This window comes from Streptomyces sp. NBC_01257 (assembly GCF_035917255.1).
In the GTDB taxonomy this organism is placed as follows: domain Bacteria; phylum Actinomycetota; class Actinomycetes; order Streptomycetales; family Streptomycetaceae; genus Streptomyces.
Genome location: NZ_CP108472.1, coordinates 50446 through 73669, shown reverse-complemented (window position 1 = coordinate 73669; position 23224 = coordinate 50446). Strand labels below are relative to the sequence as shown.

The following is a 23224-nucleotide window of genomic DNA, read 5'->3' as shown; positions in this document are numbered from 1 at the left end:
GGAGTCTAGAGAGTGCGCGACACCACCTTGGGTGCGACTTGTCCGTCAGCGGGGCCGACGCCCGGGGCGCTGGTCGTAGGGGGTGGCCCGTGAGCCGTCGACCCCCACTTCCAGGCGGCCGACCTGCTCGATCTCCAGCACGACACGGTCCCCGTGGCTGAGTGGTCCCACGCCTGCCGGTGTGCCGGTCGCGATGATGTCGCCGGGGTGGAGCGTCATCACGGACGAGGTGTAGGCGATCAGGTCTGCCACCCCGAAGATCAGGTCGGCTGTGTTGGTGCGCTGCCGGGTGGTGCCGCCGACATCGCAGCGTAGATCGAGGGAGTCGGGGTCGGGTATCTCGTCGGCGGTGACGATCCAGGGTCCGATCGGTGTGAACGTGTCGAACGACTTGCGTGTGGAGCGGTCTTCGCCGGAGCGGACGGTGATGTCCAGTACGCAGGTGTACCCGAAGACGTAGTCGAGTGCGTCGGCTGCGTCGACGTGAGTGGCGGTGCGCCCGATGACGACGCCCAGTTCGCCCTCCTGGTCGGTGCGCTTGTCCGTGTAGGGCAGGACGATGTCCTGGCCCGGTCCGATGACCGAGGAGTTGGCTTTCAGGAAGACACCGAGGTCGGCGACCGAGGTGGTGTACTCCATCTCCGCCTTGTGGTCGAGGTAGTTGACCGGAGCGCCGACGACCTTTCCGGGGCGGGGCAGCGGGGATTCCAGGACCGCATCGCTGAGCGGGACGCGTGCACAGTTGGATACGTCGACATCCACCGCGCCGCCGCGGGCGAGGGCTTCGATGTGCTGGAGCAGTGGTCCGGCCGCACCGGGGGTGCTGCCTTGGGCGAGTTGTTCGGTCACGTCGACGAGGTGGTCGCCGTCGACGATTCCGAGGCGTCCTTGGTTGAACAGGGCCAGGCGCATCGTGGCCTCCTTGTGAAGTGTCGGGTGTGGTGGATCAGGCGCCGGGATCGGCGCTCTCGGTGCGGTAGAGGCCGAGCGAGCGCATGACGGGCTCGTCGCTGTACGAGAACAGGACGGCATCGTCCGAGGTGGAGGCGTTCAGGTGGCGGTAGGAGGCCCAGCCGGGAACCGCGAAGGTGTCGTGCTCGGACCAGTCCAGACGCACGCCGTCCACGATCGTGGCGCCCTCGCCGCGTACGACGTTGAAGATGGTGGACGCGGTGTGCCGGCGGCCGGCTCCCTGGAAGCCGGGGCGCAGGCGTTGGATGCGGCAGCCGATGGTGGGCATGACCGGGCCGCCCGTCCACGGGTTGGTGTACTCCAGGACGATGCCGTCGACGCCGCTCCCTTCGGCGGTGTCAGCGATGCCTTCCAGCGACCGCTCGGTCTCCTGCCAGGTGTAGCGGGTCACGGGGGAGTTGGGCCCGTCCTGGGAGAGCCAGACGGGGTTGAGCCGGCCGTGGAGGAACTGCCTGCTGCCGGCGTCATCGGCTCGGGTGACCGGTTGGAGTCGCTGGTGGAACTTCTCGTAGAAGCCGGCCTCCAGAGCGTTGACCAGCGGGTAGTCGAGAGCGTCGAGCCAGATCATCGGCGCGTCACCCTCATGGGTGTGATCGTGCCAGTGCCATCCCGGAGTCAGCAGCAGATCACCCGGGGCCATGAAGACACGCTCGCCGTTGACCGTCGTCCACGCGCCACTTCCTTCGAGGATGAAGCGGAAGGCGTTGGAGGTGTGCCTGTGGGCCTGGGCAGTCTCGCCCGGCAGGATGATCTGCAGGCCCGCATAGAGCGTGTTGACCGTGGCCGGGGGGTCGCTCAGGCCGGGGTTGACGAGCATGAGGACCCGGCGTTCGGCCTCCTCCAGGGACAGGGTCCTGGAGAAGTGCAGCAGGTGAGGCCGCAGCTCCTGCCAGCTCCATCGGTAGGGCACGGCGCGGCTCTTCGGCGCTGCGGGGAACAGGTTGCCGTAGAAGCGCCAGAGCGGAGCCGCTCCGAGTCCCTCCAGTGCCTTGTAAGCAAGTTCATCGGTCGTCAAGGTGTCCTCCTGCGAGTGCGGGATCACGGGGTGGGGACGGCGGAAGGGGCAGGTGTCCACACCCAGGAGACGTCGTTGAAGTCGTCGGACGCTCGTGACGCGAAGAGCTGATTGCGCAGGGTGGCGCCCATGCCCTCCAGGTGGCAGATCTCGCCGAAGCGGCGGGCGTTGGTCTGGATCCGTGCGGCGCGCTCCCGGCGCTGGTCGGCGTACGCGGCGAAGGCGTCCGCAGGGTCTGTGAACCGGCCGAAGGACTGCCCGAGTGCGACGGCGTCTTCCAGCGCCTGGCAGGCTCCCTGGGCCAGGTACTGCAGCATCGGGTGTGCGGCGTCACCGAGCAGGGCGATCCTGCCGTGGACCCAGTTGTCGATGGGCGGGCGGTCGTACAGGGGCCAGCGCCGGTCGCGTGCTATCAGAGGCAGGGCGTCGCGGACGGTCTGGCATGTTCCGGCGAAGCGTTCTTCGAGCTCGGCCTCAGTGCCCCAGTCGTCCGAGTCCGGTGTGTAGTGGTCGCTCTCGAACACGGCGACCTGGTTGTAGAGCTCGCCACGCCGTACCGGGTACTGCACCAGGTGCATGCGAGGCCCTGCCCAGACCATGACGGCATCAGAGGCGGCGTGCTGCGACATCCGGCCGGTCATCCTGTCGGCGGGAAGGGCCCCGCGGAAGGCCACGTAGCGGGAGCAGACCGGCTCTTCGTCGCCGACCAGGGCCTGACGCAGCCGCGAGTGCAGACCGTCCGCCGCCATGACGGCGTCGGCCGTGAGCCTCGGCGCCGTCCCGGCGAAATGGAGGTGCACGGCGGATTCATCCTGTTCGGCGTGCGTGACGGTGTGTCCGGTGCGCAGCGTGACGGCTGGGTGTTCCCGGCAGGCGGCAAGGAGGGCTGCGTGCAGGTCCGTGCGGTGGGTGACGAGGTAGGGATGTGTGAAGCGTTCGGTGTACGCAGAGCTGCGCAGATCGAGAGAGGTGACCTGCTCGCCGCTCAGGGCGTCCATCATCACGAGCCGGGGCGGTGCGACCGCAGTGCGCTGGACTGCGTTGAGCACCCCCAGTTCTTCGAGTGCCTGTGAGGCGTTCGGTGCGAGCTGCAGACCGGCTCCGATCTCCCCGAACTGGGCAGCTCGTTCGAGGAGAGTCACGTGGTGACCGGCGCGGGCGACCGACAGTGCGGCGGCCAGGCCGCCGATACCACCGCCGACCACGGCGATGCGGAGTGCAACAGGGGTCACGGACATATGGCCTCCTTGGTCAGGGAAGTGGAGGACACCGAGGGGAAGCGCGAGGCGCGCGCAAATGATCAGTACATCAATCATTGGTGTACTGGCTATATTGTGAGGGTGTTACCCCGGTGTCAACGGTTCAGGGGGAAAGGCCGGCGGGGAAGACGGGACGTCAGGTCCGTCCGATCAGCATGCGGCTGTGTGACTGTCCGCGTAAACGGGAGCGTCGGTGCGCGTGGTGATGTCCGCGAACGTTACGCCCGGGGCTGTTTCGACGAGGGCGAAGCCGCGGTCGGTGACGTCCAGGACGCCGAGGTCGGTGATGATGCGGTGCACACACTGCCGACCGGTGAGGGGCAAGGCGCACTCCTCCATGATTTTTGGGCTGCCGTCCTTGGCAGTGTGCTCCATGAGGACGATGACGCGCCGGGCGCCGTGGACGAGGTCCATGGCGCCGCCCATGCCTTTGACCATCTTGCCGGGGATCATCCAGTTGGCGAGGTCGCCTCGGGCCGACACCTGCATGGCGCCGAGAACGGCGGTGTCGATGTGACCCCCGCGGATCATGCCGAAGGAGAGCGCGGAGTCGAAGAAGGAGGCACCGGGCAGGACGGTGACAGTTTCCTTCCCGGCGTTGATGAGGTCCGCGTCCACCTGGTCCTCGGTGGGATAAGGACCGGTGCCGAGGATGCCGTTCTCGGAGTGGAGCACGACGTGCACCCCGGGCGGGAGACAGCCGGGGATGAGAGTGGGGAGGCCGATGCCCAGGTTGACGTAGGAGCCGTCAGCGAGTTCCCCGGCTGCGCGGGAGGCCATCTGTTCGCGGGTCCAGGGCATCAGTTGCCCACCGTCCTCTTCTCGATGTGCTTGTCGGCGGCCTGCTCGGGGGTGAGCTCCACAACCCTCTGCACGTAGATGCCAGGCAGGTGGACCTCGTCGGGGGCCAGCTCGCCGGGTTCGACGAGTTCCTCGACCTCAGCAATGGTGACGCGGCCGGCCATGGCCGCGAGGGGGTTGAAGTTGGCCGCAGCCCGGCGGAATACGAGGTTGCCGTGGCGGTCGCCCCGCCATGCTCGGACGAGGGCGAAGTCGGTGGCGATGCCGTGCTCCAGAAGGTACGTGCGCCCGGAGAAGTCCCGGGTTTCCTTGGGCGGCGAGGCGACGGCAACCGTGCCGTCGTGCGCGTAGCGCCAGGGCAGGCCGCCCTCCGCCACCTGGGTACCGACGCCGGCAGGCGTGTAAAAGGCGGGTATCCCGGCGCCACCGGCCCGCAGGCGTTCGGCGAGCGTGCCCTGCGGGGTCAGCTCCACCTCCAGCTCTCCGCTGAGGTACTGCCGGGCGAACTCCTTGTTCTCGCCCACGTAGGAGCCGGTTACACGGGAGATGCGTCCTGCGGCAAGCAGGATGCCGAGGCCGCGGCCGTCCACTCCACAATTATTGGAAACGACATTCAGGCCGCTGGCCCCTTGCTTGTGCAGGGCGTCGATGAGCACATCGGGAATGCCGGAAAGCCCGAAACCGCCGACGGCCAGTGAGGCACCTGACGGGATGTCTGTGACCGCCTCGGCGGCGCTGCCGCTGGCTTTGTTCACGTGTGTGATTCCTTGTCTGTGATGGCGCCGGGCAGGACGGTGGACCGGCGGCCGTCGACGACGAGAATGGCGCGGACGGCGCCGGCGTTGGTGTAGACGATGTCGATCTCGCCGAACGCGTCCGCGGTCTCTTCGGTCCAGGCGCGGGCTGAGTCTCGTCGGTAAAGTCCAAAGGGCTGGGGCGAGAGCAGTGCCGCCCGTCGGGGCGACGAGCTGCTGGGCCCACGACGGCCTACTCGTGGATCGGGTCGCCTTCGACGGCCTCCACGCCTTCAGCGACGAACCGCAGGGCCGCTGACCGGCCCTGCGGTTCGCGCGGTGCCGGAAATCGGAGTCACCTTGCTTTCGAGCCGCTTCGTACCACGGCTTCGGGGCGAAGGGCGTCAGATATGGACTTGACGCCGCCGTGTGCCGTGAGGCCGCCGTCGACGGGTATCTCGGCTCCGCTGATGAACGACGACTGGTCGGACATCAGGAAGACCACCAGGGGAGCCACCTCGTCGACGCTTCCGGTGCGTCCCAGCGGGGTCTCGCGGATGTTGGCCTCGCGGAATGCTGGGGCGGTGGAGGCGGTCATCTCGGTCTCGATGTAACCGGGATGGATCATGTTGACCCGGATGCCGCGGGGGCCGAGCTCCAGCGCTGCGGCCTTGGAGAGGCCCCGCAGGGCCCACTTGCTGGTCGTGTACGCGACCGGGTAGTGGGCGGTGAGGGCCGCGGACGAGCCGACGTTCACGATGGAGGAGCCCGGGGGCATCAGGGGCGTGAGGTGCTGGATGCCCAGGAGAGGGCCGGTGACGTTGACCGCGTGGACGCGTGCCACGTCGTCGGGGCGTACATCGCCGACGCGTGCGCGCCACGTGATGCCGGCGTTGTTGACCAGGCCGTGCACCTGCCCGTGGGTCTCCCGCAGTTCGGCGGCGAGGCCGGCCCAGTCCTTCTCGCTGGCAACGTCGAGACCACGGCATCCGTGCACGGGTTCAATATCTGTGGCGATGACGTGGGCGCCCTCGCGGGCGAGGGCGGCTGCCTCGGCGGCGCCCTGACCACGGGCCGCGCCGGTGACGACGATCACCTTGCCGAGCAGTCTCATGGAGGGCTGGTCGGTCACGGACGTTCCCGGTTGCGGAGCCGGCCGGCAGGCAGGGGGAGGGGCTCAACACCGGGGACCACGGTGTTGGTGAGCGTGCCGATACCTTCGACGGTCAGACTGACGGTGTCACCGGGCCGCAACGGGGGTGGGGTCTGCTTGCCGCGCAGGCCCCAGAGTTCGGCGAGGCAGCCGCCGTTGCCGCAGGTGCCCGAGCCGAGGACGTCGCCCGGTACGACGCGGGTGCCGCGTGAGGCGTAGGCGGTCATCTCCTCGAAGGTCCAGCTCATGTTGGAGAGCAGGTCCTCGCCGACGGTCTCCCCGTTGACCCTGGCGGTGAGGGCGAGCCGCAGGAAGCCTTCGGCGTCGCGGTGGGGCTCCAGCTCGTCGGCCGTCACGAGGTAGGGGCCGAGGGTGGTGGCGGTGTCCTTGCCCTTGCACGGGCCGAGGCCGACCTTCATCTCGGCGGACTGGAGATCGCGTGCGGACCAGTCGTTGAAGACGGTGTAGCCCACGATGTGGTCGCGGGCCCGTTCCGGTGTGAGGTCACGGCCTTCGCGGCCGATGACGGCGCCCACTTCGAGTTCGAAGTCGAGCACCGCGGAGCCGGGCGGCACCGGGATCCCGTCCCGGGGTCCGTAGACCGCGTGCGGATTGGTGAAGTAGAAGGTCGGTGCCGCATACCACTCGTCGGGCACCCCGGTGACGCCGTCGATCGATCGGCGCACGCCTTCGACGTGCTCCTCGAAGGTGACGAAGTCGCGTACCGAGGAGGGCTGGAGAGGGGACAGCAGCCGCACCTGGGACACATGGGGCCCGGCAGGCACATCGAGTGCCGCCGCGCCTGCGGCGAGCAGGCCGGGCAGCCCGTCGGTCTCCGCGAGCAGCGCGGTCAGAGACGTGACGCCGGGCAGGGGGAAGAGTGTGCCGTCCTCTTCCACGACGGCCACCCGGTGGCCGTGCGGACTGTCGTAAGCGGCGAAGCGCATGGTGCGGCTCCAGCGAAGTGGGGTCAGGGGAGAGGGGGCGGGGGGAGGGGTGTTCCCGGGGCACGGCGGGGTGCGTCGGGCAGGGGCTGTGCCGCCGCGCCCCGGGTTTCGTCCGATCAGACGGGCGGGGCGACGAACACGCCGCGGTCGGGGTCGTTGAACGACTCCTTGGCGACGATCTCGTTCATCGCGTTGGCGGTGCCCCACTGGTCGGTGACCTCGGGCCGGGAGAAGTCGTAGACGTGCGGGTGCCAGGTGTCCTCGTCGAGGTTCTCCAGCTCGGTGGTGTATTCGACGGTGTTGCCGTGCGGGTCGAGGAAGTACGTGAAGGTGTTGTCGCCCGCCATGTGGCGGCCGGGGCCCCAGATCTTCTTGAAGCCGGCTCGCATGACCCGGCCGGAGCCGCGCATGTACTCGTCGATGCCGCGCATCTCGAAGGAGACGTGGTGCAGGGCGGTGTGCGGGCCCTGGGCGATGGCCATCGAGTGGTGCTGGTTGCTGATCCGCATGAAGTGCATGACCTCGCCCATGTGCGGTGAGCTGAGGGTGTCGGAGAGGGCGAAGCCGAGGTGGCGCTCGTACCACTCGCGCGTGCGGTTCAGGTCGGGGGAGTTGAGGACGACGTGGGACAGCTTGACGGGGATCGCCTCCTTCTCCTCGATCTTCCTGTGCTGCCGGACCTCGACGTCGGCGGAGACCTCGATGGTGCGTCCGTCCACGTCGAAGAAGCGGAAGCCGTACCCGCCGCCCGGGGTGTCCACCTTCCCGGGACGGGTGATGAGTTCCACGCCCCCGGCCAGCAGCCGCTCGGCGAGGGTGTCCACGTCGGCCGGGTTCGCGGCACCGTAGGAGACGAGGTCGAGGCGCTTCTCCTCGGCCCTGCGCAGCCGTACGACGTAACGCTCGGGTGAGCCCTCGGCGGCGAGGAACGAGATCCCGGAGTCCTCGGCGACCTTGGTCAGGCCCCACACTCCGGCGTAGAAGTCGAGCTGCTTGTCGTAGTCGGGTACGGCGAGGTCGACGTGCCGCAGGTGGGTGAGCAGGCGTGCGTTCATGGTGTTCCTCCTCGTTGAGGTCAGGCGAGTCGCAGCAGGGCGGCGGCGTTGCCGCCGCGTACCGCGTCGAAATCGGTCTCGGGCAGTCGTGCGGCGCGCAGCGCGCCGACCGGATCCTCGGATCCCATGTCGAAGGGGAAGTCCGAGCCGAGCAGGACCCGGTCCGCACCCGCGACCTCGATCAGTGAGCACAGCACCCGCGGGTCGTGGACGAGGGAGTCGAAGTAGATCCGCCTGAGGTAGCTGCTGGGCAGGTGCGCGCACCCCGCGCCGGCGTCGGAGCGTGCCGACCAGGCGTGGTCGGACCGGCCGATGTGGGTGGGCAGGTAACCACCGCCGTGGGCGGCGATCAGTTTCAGGCTGGGGTGCCTGTCCAGGACCCCGGAGAAGATCAGGTGCGAGAGGGCCACGGCGTTCTCGGCGGGCTGGCCGACGGTGTTGGACAGGTACCACCGGTCCAGACGCTCGTCGAGCGTGCACCCGAAGGGATGCAGGAAGAGAATCGCACCCGTCTCCTGGGCCCGTGACCAGAACGGCTCGTACGCCGGGTCGGACAGCTCGCGCCCCGGTGCGTGGCTGGAGATCTCCACACCGGCCAGCCCCTGGCCGAGGGCGTGATCGAGGGCGCGCACCATGAGATCAGGGTGCTGGAGAGGTACGAGTCCCAGCCCGCGCAGCCGGTCCGGAGCTTGGGCGCAGTGTGCGGTGGTGGCCTCGTTGGCGAGCCGGTAGACCTTCTCGGCCGTGTCGCGGTCCGCCCAGTAGTGGTAGTGAGAGGGGGAAGGGCTCACCAGTTGGACGTCGACACCCTGGGCGTCCATCGCCGTGAGGCGTGCGGTGACATCGGTCATCTTCGGGATGCGCGCACGGACCATGGGGCCGCTGACGGCAAGGGCGTCGGGGCCGTTGCGTCGGGCGTCCAGCTCCTTGGCCTCGGCGTGCGCGGGCATACCGGCGACGAGCGCCTCGATCTCGGGGAGCAGGACGTGGGCGTGGACGTCCACGGTCGGGGATGTCACGGCAGCTCCCGGAGCATCGTCATGGTGCGGCCCATCAGGCCGGGCACGTCGGCGTCGCGGACTCCGTCGAGCTGCCACTGTCCGATCTGGACGGACGCCTCCACGACCGGCCGGACGCGGGTGATGCGGCGCTCGTAGTACGCCTGGAACAGTGCGTCGCCCCAGGTGCCGGCCTCGGTCAGCATCTGGGCGAGGACCCAGGCGTCCTCCAGGGACAGGGCGGCGCCCTGAGCGAGGGTGGGCGGGCAGCAGTGAGCGGCGTCGCCGATGAGCACGATGCGGCCGCGGTGCCAGGACCCCTCGACGAGCATCCGGTCGAACCAGGTGTAGTTGACCTGCCCGGGATCCGTGATGGTCGCGGTGATCGCCGGCCAGAATCCGCCGTACGCGGAGGTCAGTCGGCGCATCTCGTCGGCGTAGGTCTCCGGCGGGATGGATGCCCTGTCGCGGTTGGCCTCGACGACGTATGCGTAGAGCGTGGTGTCGCTGGTGGGGCAGTAGCCGGCGATGTAGGCCGGGCCGCCGTAGGCGAGGTCGGTGCGGGTGAGACCAGCTGGGCGGGGGGCGGCGATGCGCCAGATGGCCATGCCGGTCGGCTCCGGCTTCGCCGTGATGCCGATCGCGGCGCGAGTGGCGGAGCCGAGGCCGTCGGCGGCGACCACCAGGCCGTAGCGGCCCTCGGAGCCGTCGCTGAAGCGCACGGTGACGCCGTCGTCGTCCTGGTCGAAGGCGGTGGCCTCGGCGCCCAGGCGCACGTGGGCTCCGCTCGCGCGCACCGCGTCGATAAGGATCTGCTGCAGCTGGGGGCGCTGCATGCCGACGGTGGCCGGCAGGTCGTCGCCTCCGCTGCGGATGTCGTCCTGGGCGTGCAGGACGGTGCCGTCGGGGGCGGTGATGCCCACCGAGCCGAAACCGTAGCCCGATGCCTGCACCTGCTCCCACACGCCCAGTTCGCGCAGTACGCGCAGGGCGTTGCCCTGGAGGGTGATGCCGGAACCCGCGGTGGCGTTCCAATCGTCCTTCGCTTCGATCAGCTCCACGTCGAGGCCGGCGCGGCGCAGCAGGATGGTGAGGGCGTTGCCGGCCGCACCGCCGCCGATCACCAGGACCGTACGGTCGTTTCTCATGGGGAACTCCCTTGTTCCGATGATTACTTGACGGCGATCGGGTTGACCGGGCTGCCGACCGCGCCGGTGATCGGCAGGGGGGCGGCGGTGAGCCAGAAGTCGTACACCCCGTCCGCGGCGCAGTCCTCGGCGAGCGCGTCCGGGTCCCACATCTCCCCGATGAGCAGGCCCATGTTGGGGATGGCGACCTGGTGCAGCGGCTGGAAGGCGTTCTCGAACTCGTTGGGCCGGACCTCGAAGCCCCAGGTGTCGGTGGCGATCGCGGCGATCTCCGTGTTGTGCAGCCAGCCGGCCGCGGTGAAGGAGAGGCCGGGAGCCGGTCCGCCGGCGTACTCGCCCCAGCCGTCGCGGCGGACCCGGGCCAGCTGTCCGGTACGCACCAGGACGATGTCGCCGCGGCTTACGCTCACGCCCTGGGCGTCCGCCGTGGCCGTCAGGTGCTCTGCGGTGATCGCGAACCCGTCGGGCAGTTCGCCGTTCTCACCGATAACCCGGCCGACGTCCAGGAGCACCCCGCGTCCCGCCACGTGCGGTGCCATGTGCTCGATGCCGGTGACCAGGTCGCCTTCGGAGGTGACGACCTTCTCCGCCGGGCGCCCGTTCCACGCCTTGCCGTGATCGAAGATGTGGCCGAGCCCGTCCCACTGGGTGGAGCACTGCAACGGCATCGCGATGACGTCGTCGGCGCCACCGATGCCGTGCGGGAAGCCCTGCCCGGTGAGGACGGCGTCGGTTCCGGTGTCGAGCATCGTGTGCACGGGGTTGGTGCGGCGGCGCCAGCCCTTCTGCGGGCCGTCCATGTCGAAGCGCTGGGAGAGGGAGAAGCTGACACCTCGCCGGATCAGGGCGGCCCCCTCGCGGCGCTTGGCCTCGTCGAGGAAGTTCAGGGTGCCGAGCACGTCGTCCTCGCCCCAGCGGCCCCAGTTGCTGTACGCCTTGGCGGCCACGGCGATCGAACCCTCGGGGTCAGTGCGGTCGAGGCTCATGACGTCCCCTCCGCGACGCAGCGGGTGCGCTGGACGCCGAGCCCGGTGACCGTGCCCTCCATGACGTCACCGTCACGCAGCAGCCGACCCCAGTGCATGCCGTTTCCGGCCGGACTGCCCGTCAGCACCACGTCACCGGGAAGGAGTTGTGCAGTCTGCGAGACGTAGGCCACCACCCGCGCGACGTTGAAGATCATGTCCTTGGTGGACTCGTCCTGCATGGTCTCGCCGTTCAGCTTCAGCGTTACCTGCAGGTCGTCCGGGTCGGCGACCGACGCGGCAGGCACGATCCAGGGGCCGAGCGGGGTGAAACCGGGGGCGTTCTTGCTGCGCAGCCAGTCCGTGCCGATCTGCGGCATGTCCCGGCGGAAGACCGTGGTGCGATCGGTGAGGTCGTTGGCGATGGTGTAGCCGGCGACGTGGTCCAGTGCCTCCTCGGCGGACACCTGGTAGGCGGGCCGGCCGATGACGGCGGCCAACTCCAGCTCCCAGTCCGGCTTCTCGGCCCACGAGGGGAGCACGACGTCGTCATACGGACCGGTGATCGCGCTCGGCAGCCCGATGAACACGTACGGCAGGTCCTCGGCCGCCCGGCGGTCCATGATCTCCGCCGCCTCCGCGCGCCGCTCCTCCTCGGAACGGGCGTCGTTCGGGGCGCGGTGCGCGACGTGGAGGTCGATGACGTGCTGTCGGTAGTTCGCACCCGACTGGAAGATCTGGCGGGGCTCGACGGGGGCGTGCACCTGGTAGTCCGCCAGCGGCTTTCGCTGTTGTCCGCCGTCCTCGGCCAGGGCTTCCAGCCGGGGGAGGGCGGCCTCCCAGTTCTCAAGAAGGCTCCGGATGGACAACCGATCGTCGTCGAATGCGGCTCGCAGTTCGATCACCTGGGCGTCGGGTGTGACGAGTGCGGGGAACGCGGGTCCGTTCGGGGCCGAGAGCGTGGCGAGGGCGAACGGTCCGGCGAAGAGCGCGGACGCGGGTGCAGGTTTCACAGACATGTCCTCCTGATTGCGATGTGACTAATCTGAACCTGCCACCGGCAATCATGGAAATCGATTCTATGGATCACAGTCATCCATTGTGTTTATTCGCGCTGGTCGGCGCCTTATCGCAAAGGGAACGCCTGTGAACCTGTCCCGTCTGGACCTCAACCTCGTCGTCGCGCTGCGTTCTCTGCTGGAGGAGCGCAATGTCACGCGCGCCGGACAGCGCGTCGGGCTCAGCCAACCGGCCATGAGTGCCGCCCTGGCCCGACTGCGCCGCCACTTCGACGACGACTTGCTCGCCCGGGTCGGCGGCCACTACGAACTCACAGCGCTCGGGCAGGTTCTCCTCGACCGCACCGCGACCGCCTATGACGTACTGGAGCGCCTGTTCGCCAGTCAGGCCGACTTCGACCCAGTGAGTGAGAGCCGCGAATTCAAGCTGATCGCCTCCGACTACGCCGTCGCCGTGTTCGGTACCGAGCTTGCCCGGGTCGTGCATGAGGAGGCTCCCGGCATCCGCCTGCGCTTCACCCAGCCCCCGACCACCATCGTCGATGACACGGCCACGCTACTGAGCACTACCGACGGACTGCTCATGCCGCACGGAGTGGTCAGCGACTTCCCCGCCACCGACCTCTACCAGGACAGGTGGGTCTTCCTCGTCGCCAACGATCACCCGAGTGTGGAGGACCGGCTCACCCGCCAGGACCTGGCCCGGCTGCCGTGGGTCACCTATCAGCGCACCTACGACGCCCCGGCCGTACGGCAACTCGGCATGCTCGGCGTCGAACCGCGCGTGGAGGTCTCCGTCGACAGCTTCCAACTGCTGCCGCTGCTGGTTGCCGGCACCCGGCGCATCGCGCTGATCCAGGCCCGCCTCGCCCACCTGATGACGCCCCTCGCTGCCGTGCGGGTACTGGAACCACCCTACGAAGCGGTGCCGCTGCGAGAGGCAATGTGGTGGCACCCCGTCCACACGCACGACGCCGCACACATCTGGCTACGCGAAACGGCGGCCCGGGTCGGCCGACGCATGGCCGACGGGCACGACACACCGGAGCCGTCCTGACAGGTGGCGGGAGCGGACGATCTGGACCGGCGGTATCCGCCCAGTGGATCCGAGGCATCCGAAAATCGGATCGCGGCAGGGCTGGGCAGGCCACCCGGGGGGGCCGCATAGTCGTGGCACATCCCCATGCCGTGCGCCGACGTCTTCGACCGACGGATCTTTTGCCACGCGCATCTCCCTTCCCGCCTCCCGCTCTGGAGTGCCGCCATGCCCGCTCCCGTCATCCCGCCCTCCGACGCCCACGACGTCCCGGATACGCAGGGGAAACTACCCGCTGCTCTCCTCATGGCCGGCAGCTGCCTGCCTGTTCTGGGCGCTGTGCTGCTCGCACCGGTTCTGCCTCGCATGCAGGAGCACTTCGAGGGCGTCGCCGGCAGCGAGGCCCTGGTGCCCCTGGTGCTGACCGTTCCCGCGCTGTCGCTGGCCCTGCTGGCTCCCTTTGCCGGTGTCGTCGTCGACCGTCTCGGCCGCAAGCGCCTGCTGATCGTGGCGACGGTCCTGTACGCGTTGTTGGGCACAGTTCCGTTGTGGGTGGACTCGCTGTACGGCATTCTCGCCAGCCGCGTGCTGGTGGGTGTGGCCGAGGCGGCGATCATGACCGCTTGCACGACGCTGATCGGTGACTACTACACGGGGCGCGTCCGCGACCGCTACCTCGCGCTGCAGACCATGTGCGCCTCAGCATCCGCCACCGTCTTCTTCGTCCTCGGAGGGGCCCTTGGAGGGGCCGGCTGGCAGGCGCCGTTCTGGATGTACGGAATCGGACTGCTGCTCGCTCCCGCCATGGCGCGCGTACTGCCGGCACCACTGGCTTCATCAGCGATGGAGATCGAGCCGAACGCCTCCACGGCGGACAACCGGCCCTTTCCGATACGCCGTATGGCCGGCCTTTGCCTACTGACCGCGTTCGGTGCTGTCGTCTTCTACACCGTGCCTGTGGAGATGTCCTTTCTCCTCGATGGCCTGGGCGTCGACTCCACCGGCGGCATCGGTGCCGTCACCGCGGTCGCGAGTGCGGCCACCGTCCTCGGTTCGGTGCTCTTCACCCGCCTCACCGGCCGACCACGGCACCATTTGCCCATTGTCTTCCTGCTGTGTGCCGCTGGGTTCCTCCTGATGGCGATGAGCGACAGCCTTCCCCTGCTGATCGTCGGTGCCGTGGTGAACTGCGTGGGCACCGGCCTGCTGCTGCCGTCCCTCCTGACGCTGGCCATGTCCCGACTCGATTTCGCCGACCGGGGACGCGGCACCGGGTTCTGGACCTAGGCGTTCTTCCTGGGTGAGTTTGCCTGCCCACTGATCCTCCTCGGAGGCAAGGAAGCTCTCGGAGACCTGAGCTCGGCCGTCGGAGCGCTCGGCCTGGCCACCCTGCTTCTCGCGGGTGCGCCACTTCTCCTCGCCCACCGGACGCCGGCCGCTGCCCCGCTGCACCATGTTCACGAACAGCCCTGACCACCGGGGTCACCGCGCCGGCGCTGCCAAGGTGGACCGGCGCACGACCAGTTCCGGCTGCAGTACGACGTGGACATGTCCGTGAACGGCGTTGTGCGCCGTGTCCTCGATGAGCAGGCGGCCGGCCTGCCGCCCCATGGCGACGACCGGCCGCCGCACCGTGGTCAGCGGCACGACGGCGGACGCTGCGAAGTCGAGGTCGCCGTAGCCGACCAACGCGATGTCGTCGGGCACTCTCAGTCCGGCCTCGTACAGGGCCTGCATCACTCCGAGAGCGAGCAGATCGTCGGCGCAGAACACGGCGGTCGGCCGGTCCGCCAGGCCGAGGATGCGCTGACCCGCGTCCTTGCCTGCGCCCACCGTCAGGCCTGGGCACGAGAGCTCATGCAGGGAGTCCGAGGCGAGCCCGGCCCGGCTGATGGCACGACGTGCTCCTGTGCGCCGGTCCCGTATCGGCGCGAACTCGTAGGGACCGCCGACGTGCACAACAGACCGGTGCCCTTGCGCGAGCAGGTGACGGACTGCCGCGTATCCCCCGGCGACATCATCGATTCCCACGGAGCACGCAGCCGGTTCGAGCACGTACTGGTCGGCCATGACGAAAGGCAGTGCATGCCGACGCAACGCAGCCGCGGCTCGGACTGCTCCCTCGCCCGAAACCAGCACGGCTCCGCGGATCCGGTGCGCGGCGATCAGGGCGAGATGCCGACCGTCCTCCGCCGCCTCGCGGGTGCCGGTGCACACCATGACGCCGAGGCCGGCCTCGCGTGCGGCCTGCTCGACGCCGGTGGCCAGCGCCGTGAAATACGGATCCGCCCCGTTCAGCCCCAGGACGGCGATGACACGGGAGGCCAGACCGTCCACCTGCTGTGCGCCTTGGGCGCGTACGTATCCGATCGAGCCGATCACGTCGAGGACGCGCTTGCGGGTGGCCTCGGCGACGACCTCCGGGTGGTTGAGGACGTTCGAGACGGTGCCGAGCGACACACCGGCCTCGCGCGCAACGTCCTTGACGCCCACCTTTCGACGCGCCCTGCCGCCGCGAGCCGTCCTTGTCTCCAGCCCGTGTGCCGGTGTCCTGTTCACGAAAGGAATGGTCGTGGGCAGTTGGTGGGCCATCACTCAAGGGCTCACTGGGGCTGCGGTGGTGCTGCGTTGCACGAGGCGTGGGGTCATAGTCGTCTGCATGGACCGGTCCCGCCTGCCTTCCACGCGCTCGATGAGCATGCGGGCGGCGGTGGAGCCCATGGTGTGTCCCGCCTGATCGACGCTGCTGAGCTGGACGGTGGCCAGGGCAGCGAGAGCGGTGTTGTTGTAGCCGACGAGCGAGAGGTCCTCGGGGATGCGCATTCCGAGTTCGTGGGCCGCCCGGTAGATGCCCAGGGCGGCGACGTCGGCGCCGGTCATGATGGCGGTCGGCGGCCGCTCCATGGTCAGCAGGGTCATGCCGGCCTTGAACCCGCCCTCGTCGGAGTACGCGGCGTGGTGAACCCGCACGTGCTCGGTGAGTCCGTGCCGTTCCATGGCCGAGCGGTAGCCGCCCGCGAGGACGACCTCCGGTGTGCGCTTCCACTGATTGGCTCTGGTGCCGGGGGCCGCGACGAGGGCGATGTCCCGGTGTCCGAGCGCCACCAGATGGTCGACCACCAGGCCCGCGCCGGTGTCGTCCGCGTCGACCACCGAGTCGTGGGTGTCGGTTGCGTCGTGGTGACCGATGACGACGGTCGGCGTGGCCGCCGCAGTTGCCAGTACCTCGGCGCGCGAGGTTCCCGGAGCGATGAGGATCAAGCCATCCATCTGACGGTCGACCATGGAACGGATGGTTTTCGCCTGTTCGTCCGGGTCGAAGCCGGCCGCGCCGATCAACACGGTGTACTCGCTGGTGCGGAGCTCCTCCTGGATGCCGTCGAGGATGTCCGCGAAGAAGGCGTTGCGGACGTTGTCCAGGAGCACGCCGATCGTGTACGTCCGCCCCCGCATCCCGCGTGCCGCCGCCTGCGGCCTGTAGTCCAGTTCGGCGATGGCCGCCCGCACCTTCTCCTGCATGCCGGGGCTCACGCCGTAGGCGTTGCGCAGCACCTTGGAGACCGCGGCGACGGACACGCCGGCGTGCCGGGCGACGTCGGTGATGGTCACGCGCTTGTTCTGCTTGGGTTCGGCCCCGCCCATCGTCAGTACTCCAGACTTCGTAGGTACGAGTGTAACGGTCTACATAATGACCTCTGGATGGCCACAAGGCTACAGGGTCGGACCTCGGTGTTACGGCTCTGTGTCTTGACGGATAGCTGCGGGCGGTGCAGGGTGTTGCCCACTTCGTGGTGGAGAACGTTACACACAACCTTCTGTGCGGTTGGACTCGTTTCCTTTCCTCAGCGCCGCTCGTCGTTCCTCGCCCCTTCTCTCAAAGACCTTCGGGAGTCTCCGTGTCCCTTCGCATGCCTCACGCCCGTCGTGCGCGTCTGAGCCTGTTCACGGCCGCCACCGCCTCACTGGCGCTGGTCACCACCGCCTGCGGCGGCAGCGGCTCCGGTTCCTCGGCCGCACCCAAAGAGTTCAGCTACCTGAGCGTCACCGAGAACACCACCGTGAAGACGGCCCTGACCACCATGTCCAAGGGCGCGTGCAAGGCGGCGAACGACGCTCTGCCACTGAAGGTGGAGACCGTGCCGCAGACAAGCCTCGATCAGAAGCTGCAACTGCTGGCAGGCCAGGATGCGCTGCCGGTGCAGTTCGCCGCGGGCAACGCCCCCGCGCTCACCCAGCAGTTGGCGAAGTCGGGCAAGGTGGCCGACCTGGAGAAGGAGCTCACCTCTCTCGGCGTTCTCGATCAACTCGAGCCGGCCGCCGTCTCCACCATCAAGGCGCTGTACGGCGGCAAGCTGCAGGTGCTGCCGTATGAGTACAACATCGAGGGCATCTTCTACAACAAGAAGCTCTTCCAGGAGAACGCCATAGCCGTGCCGGGAACCTGGGACGAGTTGGTGGCCGCCGCGGCGAAGTTGGACGCCAAGAACGTTCAGCCCTTCTCCGCCTCCGGTCAGCAGGGGTGGCCCATCACCCGCCTGCTGAGCACGTACCTCTACCGCAGCCTGGGGCCCGACGCCCTCCAGAAGGTGGCCGACGGCAAGGCGAAGCTGACCGACCCGGAGTATGTGAAGGCCGCCGAGGAGATCGCCGGCCTCGGCAAGAAGGGCTACTTCGGCAAGGGCGTCGGCTCCATCGACTACGACACCGCCATGAACCAGTTCCTCAACGGCAAGGCCGCCATGTTCTACATGGGCAACTGGGCACTGGCAAACATCTCGGACGAGAAGCAGAACAAGGTCGGCGCGGAGAACGTCGGCTTCATGCCCTTCCCCGCCGTGTCGGGCGGCAAGGGATCCATCGACCAGTACCCCTCCAACGTCGGCCTCGGCATCACCCTCGGTGCGAAGTCCTTCGACAAGAAGACCGGTGACTGGGTCTCCTGCATCGCCAAGAACTACGGCAGCACCGCGCTCAAGAATCACGGTTCCATCTCCGGTTTCAAGGTGAACACCGGGGTGATGGACGCCAACGACGTCACCACCAAGGTCCGTAAGACGATCAGTGAGTCGAAGCAGAACGTCCTGTGGTTCGAGGCCCTGTTCAGCACCAAGGCCACCACCGTCAGCCAGACCAACGCGGCCGGCCTGGTCACCGGGAGCATGAAGCCAAAGGCGTTCATGCAGACCGTCCAGGACGCGCTGACCGCCAAGTGACCCACCGGGGGCGGCCGAAGCCTCCCCGCGCGGACCGCCCCCGGTTCCGTCCGACAGGTCTCTTCAACGGAAACGAAGTGGACACCATCCATGCACCGCGTACTCGGTGACCGCAGGGCCATCGCGATCCTGCTCGGCCCCGCCCTCCTCGTCTACTCACTGATCATGCTGGTCCCCATCGTGTGGTCCCTCGGGTACTCCTTCACCCAGGGCAACACCATCGAGGGATTCACCGGAAACGGCGGCGCCAACTTCTCCCGGCTGTTCGAGGACCCGGCCGTCCGCGACGCCCTCTGGTTCACCCTCAAATACGCGGCGCTCGTCACGGTCGGCCAGGTCGTCGCTGGCTACCTCCTGGCCCTGCTGTACGTCTTCTTCCTCAAGAGGTCCTCAGCGCTGATCCGTACGCTGGCCTTCTTCCCGGTCGTGCTGCCCACCGTCGCGGTCGGCCTGCTCTTCCAGAAGTTCTTCCAAGTCGCCCCGCAGACAGGCCCGGTCAACTCCCTGCTCAACGCGGTCGGAATCGACTCCATCGACTTCTTCGGCAGCGCAGGCAGCGCGTTCTGGGTCCTGATCCTCATGGACATCTGGCGCTCCATGGGCTTCTACGCCGTCCTGCTCTTCGCCGGCCTCGTCGACATCCCCGACGAAGTCCTCGAATCGGCGCGCCTGGACGGAGCCTCGGGGCTGCGACTGATCCGCCACATCGTGCTGCCGCTCTCCCTGCCCGTGCTGATGTCGTCGCTGATCTTCAGCATCAACGGGACGCTCAAGGTGTTCGACTCCGTCGTCGCTCTTACCAACGGCGGCCCGGGCAACGGGACCACTCCACTGACCCTGTACATGTTCCAGACCTCGTTCACCTACAGCGACTACGGCTACGGCAGCACCATCGCCCTGCTGCTCACCGTCGTGTGCCTGATGGTGAGCCTGGCCGTCTACCGCGTCTCACGGCGCGACATCACGGAGGGCTGAGCACATGGCCATCGACACACCTGTGAAGGCCTCCGCAGGCCGCCGGAGCCGAGGGCCGTCCGCTTCCGCCGGTCCCGTCCGGCGGGCCAGGGCGCCGCGCAGGCTGTGGGTGAAGATCGTCGTCACCCTGCTGCTGGTCGTCGAGATCTACCCACTGATCTGGATGCTCCTGACCTCCCTGAAGTCCAATGACGACTACCTCAACAACTCCACCTGGAGCCTGCCCACCACGTGGGAGTGGGGCAACTACACCGAGGCATGGACCACCGGCCATCTCGGGCTGTACGTCCAGAACAGCCTCCTGGCCGTCCTGCCCGCACTGGCACTCATGCTGCTCCTGGGCACGGCCGCGGGATTCGCCCTGCAGATCATGGTGTGGAAGGGCCGCAGCCTCACCCTTCTCGTCTTCCTCGCAGGCATGATGGTTCCCCCGCAGATGATCCTCCTGCCGCTGTTCACCGTGTACTTCCAGACCGGCCTGTCCGGCACGTTGTGGCCGTTGATCCTCACCTACACCGGCACGGGCCTGCCCCTGACCGTCTTCATGATGGCCACCTACTACCGGACCGTTCCCCGCGAACTGTTCGAAGCGGCCACCATCGACGGCGCGGGCATCCTGCGCGCCTTCTGGACCATCAGCGTGCCCATGGTCCGCAACGCCCTGCTCACTGTCGGCCTAGTGCAGTTCTTCTTCATCTGGAACGACCTGCTCATCGCGCTGACCTTCACCAACAACCAGGACCTGCGCACCATCCAGGTCGGCCTGCTCAACTTCACCGGCGACTTCGGTGCCACACAATACGGTCCGCTGTTCGCCGCGATCTGCATCAACGTCTTCGGCACCCTCCTGATCTACCTCTTCCTCAACCAGAAGGTCATGAAGGGCCTGACCTCGGGAGCGGTCAAGGGCTGAGACCGGCTGCTCGCAGCCCGCTCGACCCGCTCCCGCGCACGTGAAGAAAGGCTTTCCTTGCTCCCCCCTCAGCCCTGCCCGGTGTCCTTCGAACACCTGCCGGACGGCCTCGGCATCGGCGTCCCCGCCCCCCGTCTGACGTGGACCTTGCCGGCAGGCGGCGGGTCCCAGGAAGCGTACGAACTCGAAGTCGCCCGAGCCGGCCGCATCGACCGCACCGGTCGCGTTGCCGCGAGAGACCAAGTGTTGGTGGCCTGGCCCGGTGATCCGCTGAACTCCCGTGAACGAGCGACCGTCCGTGTCCGCGTCTGGACGACGGAAGCGAGTGAGCCCTCGCGCTGGAGCGCCCTGAGTGCGGTAGAGGCGGGCCTGCTCGACGCCGCCGACTGGCAGGCAGCCCCGGTGGGCGCCGCCTGGACCGAGGACCCGGAAGCCGCCCGCCGTCCGGCCCGCGTCCGCAAAGACTTCCGGATCGACCGGACGGTGGCACACGCCCGTCTCTACATCACCGCACACGGCCTGTACGAGGCCGAGATCAACGGACGCCGCGTCGGCGACGAGACCCTGGCTCCGGGCTGGACCGTCTACCCGCACCGTCTGCGCTACCGCACGCACGACGTCACCAGCCACCTCGCCGAAGGCGCCAACGCCATCGGCGCGTGGCTCGGCGACGGCTGGTACCGCGGCAAGTACGGCTTCGACGGCGGCACCCGCAACATCTACGGCACCGACCAATCCCTCATCGCCCAGCTGGAGGTGACGTACGAGGACGGCACCACGGTCACGATCGCCACGGACCGGACCTGGAAGGCCGCGCCCGGACCGATCCTGACCAGCGGACTGTACGAGGGCGAGACGTTCGACGCCCGACTGCACGATCCCGACTGGGCCACCCCTCCCGGCGCCGCTGCGGGGGAGTGGACCCCAGTGCGCACCCACAGCCGTGACCTCGGCACCCTCGTCGCCCCGACGGGACCGCCGGTGCGCTGCACCGAGAGGATCGCACCGGTCGAGGTGACTCGCACCGGCGAGGACCGCCACTTGCTCGACTTCGGGCAGAACCTCGTCGGCCGTCTCGGTATCACCCTCGACGGCCCGGCCGGCACCGTCGTCAGCCTCCGGCACGCCGAAGTCCTGCAGGAGGGCGAACTGGCCACCCGGCCGCTGCGCGAGGCATACGCCACCGACACTCTGATCCTCTCCGGAGGGGGCCCGCTCACCTGGGAGCCGCGCTTCACCCTCCACGGCTTCCGCTACGCCGAAGTCAGCGGTTGGACGGCAGACCTGAGCGCCGAGATGGTGACCGCCCGGGTGTACCACACCGACATGCGTCGCACCGGCTGGTTCGAGTGCAGCGACCCGCTGGTCAACCGGCTGCACGAGAACGTCGTGTGGAGCATGCGCGGCAACTTCGTCGACATCCCCACCGACTGCCCCCAGCGCGACGAACGCCTCGGCTGGACCGGCGACATCCAAGTATTCGCCCCCACGGCAAGCTACTTGTACGACTGCTCGGGCATGCTCGACTCCTGGCTCACCGACGTCGGCCTGGAGCAACTCCCCGACGGAACGATTCCCTGGTACGTGCCCGTCATCCCGGGCGAGCCCATGTGGACGCCGATCCACCCCGGGGCCGCCTGGGGCGACGTTGCCACACTCACTCCCTGGACGCTCTACCAGCGCTTCGGAGACCTTGATCTCCTGCGCAGGCACTACCCCATGGCCAAGAAGTGGGTCGACCTCGTCGAAAGCCTCGCTGGGCCGACCCGACTGTGGGACACCGGCTTCCAACTGGGGGACTGGCTCGACCCTGCCGCACCACCCGAGGACCCAGCCGCCGGCCGCACCGACCGTTACCTCGTCGCTACCGCCTACTTCGCCCACTCCGCCCGTCACCTCGCGCTGGCGGCAGCCGCATTGGGCGATGGCACGGACGCCCAGCGGTACAGCACGCTGGCCGACGAGGCCGCCAACGCCTTCCGCCGCCGCTACGTCCTTGCATCGGGGCGCATAAGCAGTGACAGCCCCACTGCCTACGCCATCGCGCTCGCCTTCGACCTGCTGGCCCCGCCGCAAAGGCAGCCGGCCGGTGACCGTCTGGCCCAGCTGGTCATCGAGGACGACGCCCGCATTGCAACCGGCTTCGTCGGCACCCCACTGATCTGTGACGCCCTCACCGATTCGGGACACCTCGATATCGCCTACCGGCTGCTCCTCCAGACCCAGTGCCCCTCATGGCTGTACACCGTGGACATGGGCGCCACGACGATCTGGGAACGCTGGGACAGCCTTCGCCCCGACGGCACCCTCAACCCCGGAGGTATGACGTCGTTCAACCACTACGCCCTCGGGGCCGTCGCCGACTGGCTCCACCGCGTGGTGGGCGGCATTACCGCCACGGCCCCCGGATACCGGAGGATCGCCTTCCGTCCGCGTCCCGGTGGCGGCATCACTTCGGCCCGTACCCGGCACGAGACTCCCTACGGCTCGGTGTCTTTGTCGTGGGAGCAGACAGCCGCGGGGCTGACAGCCCACCTCGTCGTACCGGAGGGTTGTGAGGCAACCGCAGAACTGCCCGGCTGCACGCCGGTCGTCCTGGGGCCGGGCAAGCATGTCCTCAGCACGGTGGAACTCGTGACAAAGGCAGCCTGACCCCCGTTTCATCAGCTACTGCAGGCCCGGTGCACGCTTCAATGCGCCGGGCTTTGCGGTTTCCGGGTTCGATGAACGCATCTGTATTTGCCATGTGGATGACGTCCATTTACTGCGTCGATAAAGAGCGCACGCGTAAGCTTTCAATTGAAATTTTAAAGCGATCCAACTGGAAAGTCTTGGTCGTTCCGACCGTGAGTTTCTTGAAGTGAGTGTTGCTTGAGGGTTGACCCGAAGGGGTGATAGGCAATAGTTTCCCTTCGTTGGTTGAAACGCTTCACGGGTGGTTGTCTCTGAACACCGAAATCGCATGCCGCGGTACGCGGCGTTGATTGTCTCGAATGAAGTGGCAGTGCATTTCTGTACGCA

The 23224-nt window shown here is 68.1% G+C and carries 20 protein-coding genes; 6 read left to right on the top strand and 14 right to left on the bottom strand.

All coding sequences use genetic code 11. The annotated features are described in order from the left end of the window. Positions 1-45: 45 nt before the first annotated feature. The 12 genes from OG408_RS00330 to OG408_RS00275 all read right to left on the bottom strand — a co-directional run bounded on the left by OG408_RS00330 (position 46) and on the right by OG408_RS00275 (position 12066). Complete coding sequence (locus OG408_RS00330) at positions 46-912, bottom strand: fumarylacetoacetate hydrolase family protein (RefSeq protein ID WP_326667290.1); 867 nt, start codon at positions 910-912, stop codon at positions 46-48. A 34-nt stretch (positions 913-946) separates the two neighbouring features. Next, positions 947-1987: a cupin domain-containing protein gene (locus OG408_RS00325; RefSeq protein WP_326667288.1), complete on the bottom strand. Its 1041-nt coding sequence runs from the start codon at positions 1985-1987 to the stop codon at positions 947-949. A gap of 23 nt (positions 1988-2010) precedes the next feature. Next, positions 2011-3219, bottom strand: coding sequence for an FAD-dependent monooxygenase (locus OG408_RS00320; RefSeq protein ID WP_326667286.1), 1209 nt, complete (start codon positions 3217-3219; stop codon positions 2011-2013). A gap of 177 nt (positions 3220-3396) precedes the next feature. Next, positions 3397-4047, bottom strand: a complete 651-nt coding sequence (locus OG408_RS00315; protein ID WP_326667284.1) for a CoA transferase subunit B — start codon at positions 4045-4047, stop codon at positions 3397-3399. Beyond that, positions 4047-4802, bottom strand: a complete 756-nt coding sequence (locus OG408_RS00310; RefSeq protein ID WP_285571964.1) for a CoA transferase subunit A — start codon at positions 4800-4802, stop codon at positions 4047-4049. The genes OG408_RS00315 and OG408_RS00310 overlap by 1 nt, the downstream gene beginning before the upstream one ends. A gap of 334 nt (positions 4803-5136) precedes the next feature. Continuing rightward, positions 5137-5895 (bottom strand): SDR family NAD(P)-dependent oxidoreductase, encoded by a 759-nt coding sequence (locus OG408_RS00305; RefSeq protein ID WP_326674433.1) that lies wholly within the window; start codon positions 5893-5895, stop codon positions 5137-5139. Between the two features lie 14 nt (positions 5896-5909). Beyond that, positions 5910-6881, bottom strand: coding sequence for a fumarylacetoacetate hydrolase family protein (locus OG408_RS00300; protein ID WP_326667280.1), 972 nt, complete (start codon positions 6879-6881; stop codon positions 5910-5912). A 116-nt stretch (positions 6882-6997) separates the two neighbouring features. Further along, a complete protein-coding gene (locus tag OG408_RS00295) occupies positions 6998-7936 on the bottom strand; it encodes a VOC family protein (protein WP_326667278.1) in 939 nt (312 codons plus the stop codon). A gap of 20 nt (positions 7937-7956) precedes the next feature. After that, complete coding sequence (locus OG408_RS00290; RefSeq protein WP_285574438.1) at positions 7957-8955, bottom strand: amidohydrolase family protein; 999 nt, start codon at positions 8953-8955, stop codon at positions 7957-7959. Continuing rightward, a complete protein-coding gene (locus OG408_RS00285; protein WP_285574440.1) occupies positions 8952-10082 on the bottom strand; it encodes an FAD-dependent oxidoreductase in 1131 nt (376 codons plus the stop codon). Before OG408_RS00285 ends, OG408_RS00290 begins: the two co-directional genes overlap by 4 nt. A 23-nt stretch (positions 10083-10105) precedes the next feature. After that, positions 10106-11068, bottom strand: a complete 963-nt coding sequence (locus OG408_RS00280; protein WP_326667275.1) for a cyclase family protein — start codon at positions 11066-11068, stop codon at positions 10106-10108. After that, positions 11065-12066, bottom strand: coding sequence for a fumarylacetoacetate hydrolase family protein (locus OG408_RS00275; RefSeq protein ID WP_326667273.1), 1002 nt, complete (start codon positions 12064-12066; stop codon positions 11065-11067). Before OG408_RS00275 ends, OG408_RS00280 begins: the two co-directional genes overlap by 4 nt. A gap of 127 nt (positions 12067-12193) precedes the next feature. Between OG408_RS00275 and OG408_RS00270 the strand changes: the two genes are divergently transcribed. After that, positions 12194-13123 (top strand): LysR family transcriptional regulator, encoded by a 930-nt coding sequence (locus OG408_RS00270; protein WP_285574450.1) that lies wholly within the window; start codon positions 12194-12196, stop codon positions 13121-13123. A gap of 207 nt (positions 13124-13330) precedes the next feature. After that, positions 13331-14389 (top strand): MFS transporter, encoded by a 1059-nt coding sequence (locus tag OG408_RS00265; protein ID WP_442805986.1) that lies wholly within the window; start codon positions 13331-13333, stop codon positions 14387-14389. Positions 14390-14584: 195 nt separating this feature from the next. On the opposite strand, the gene OG408_RS00260 is transcribed toward OG408_RS00265, so the two are convergent. Continuing rightward, the gene (locus tag OG408_RS00260; RefSeq protein ID WP_326667270.1) at positions 14585-15661 is read right to left on the bottom strand and encodes a LacI family DNA-binding transcriptional regulator; all 1077 of its coding nucleotides are present in this window, start codon (positions 15659-15661) and stop codon (positions 14585-14587) included. 36 nt (positions 15662-15697) lie between these two features. Next, the gene (locus OG408_RS00255) at positions 15698-16744 is read right to left on the bottom strand and encodes a LacI family DNA-binding transcriptional regulator (protein WP_326667268.1); all 1047 of its coding nucleotides are present in this window, start codon (positions 16742-16744) and stop codon (positions 15698-15700) included. Between the two features lie 254 nt (positions 16745-16998). Between OG408_RS00255 and OG408_RS00250 the strand changes: the two genes are divergently transcribed. From OG408_RS00250 to OG408_RS00235, 4 genes are all read left to right on the top strand, one after another. After that, complete coding sequence (locus OG408_RS00250) at positions 16999-18315, top strand: ABC transporter substrate-binding protein (protein WP_326667266.1); 1317 nt, start codon at positions 16999-17001, stop codon at positions 18313-18315. Between the two features lie 90 nt (positions 18316-18405). Further along, complete coding sequence (locus OG408_RS00245; RefSeq protein ID WP_326667264.1) at positions 18406-19290, top strand: carbohydrate ABC transporter permease; 885 nt, start codon at positions 18406-18408, stop codon at positions 19288-19290. 4 nt (positions 19291-19294) lie between these two features. Next, positions 19295-20203: a carbohydrate ABC transporter permease gene (locus OG408_RS00240; RefSeq protein WP_285574468.1), complete on the top strand. Its 909-nt coding sequence runs from the start codon at positions 19295-19297 to the stop codon at positions 20201-20203. A gap of 81 nt (positions 20204-20284) precedes the next feature. Next, complete coding sequence (locus tag OG408_RS00235; protein WP_442805985.1) at positions 20285-22855, top strand: family 78 glycoside hydrolase catalytic domain; 2571 nt, start codon at positions 20285-20287, stop codon at positions 22853-22855. The last annotated feature ends 369 nt before the right edge of the window (positions 22856-23224 follow it).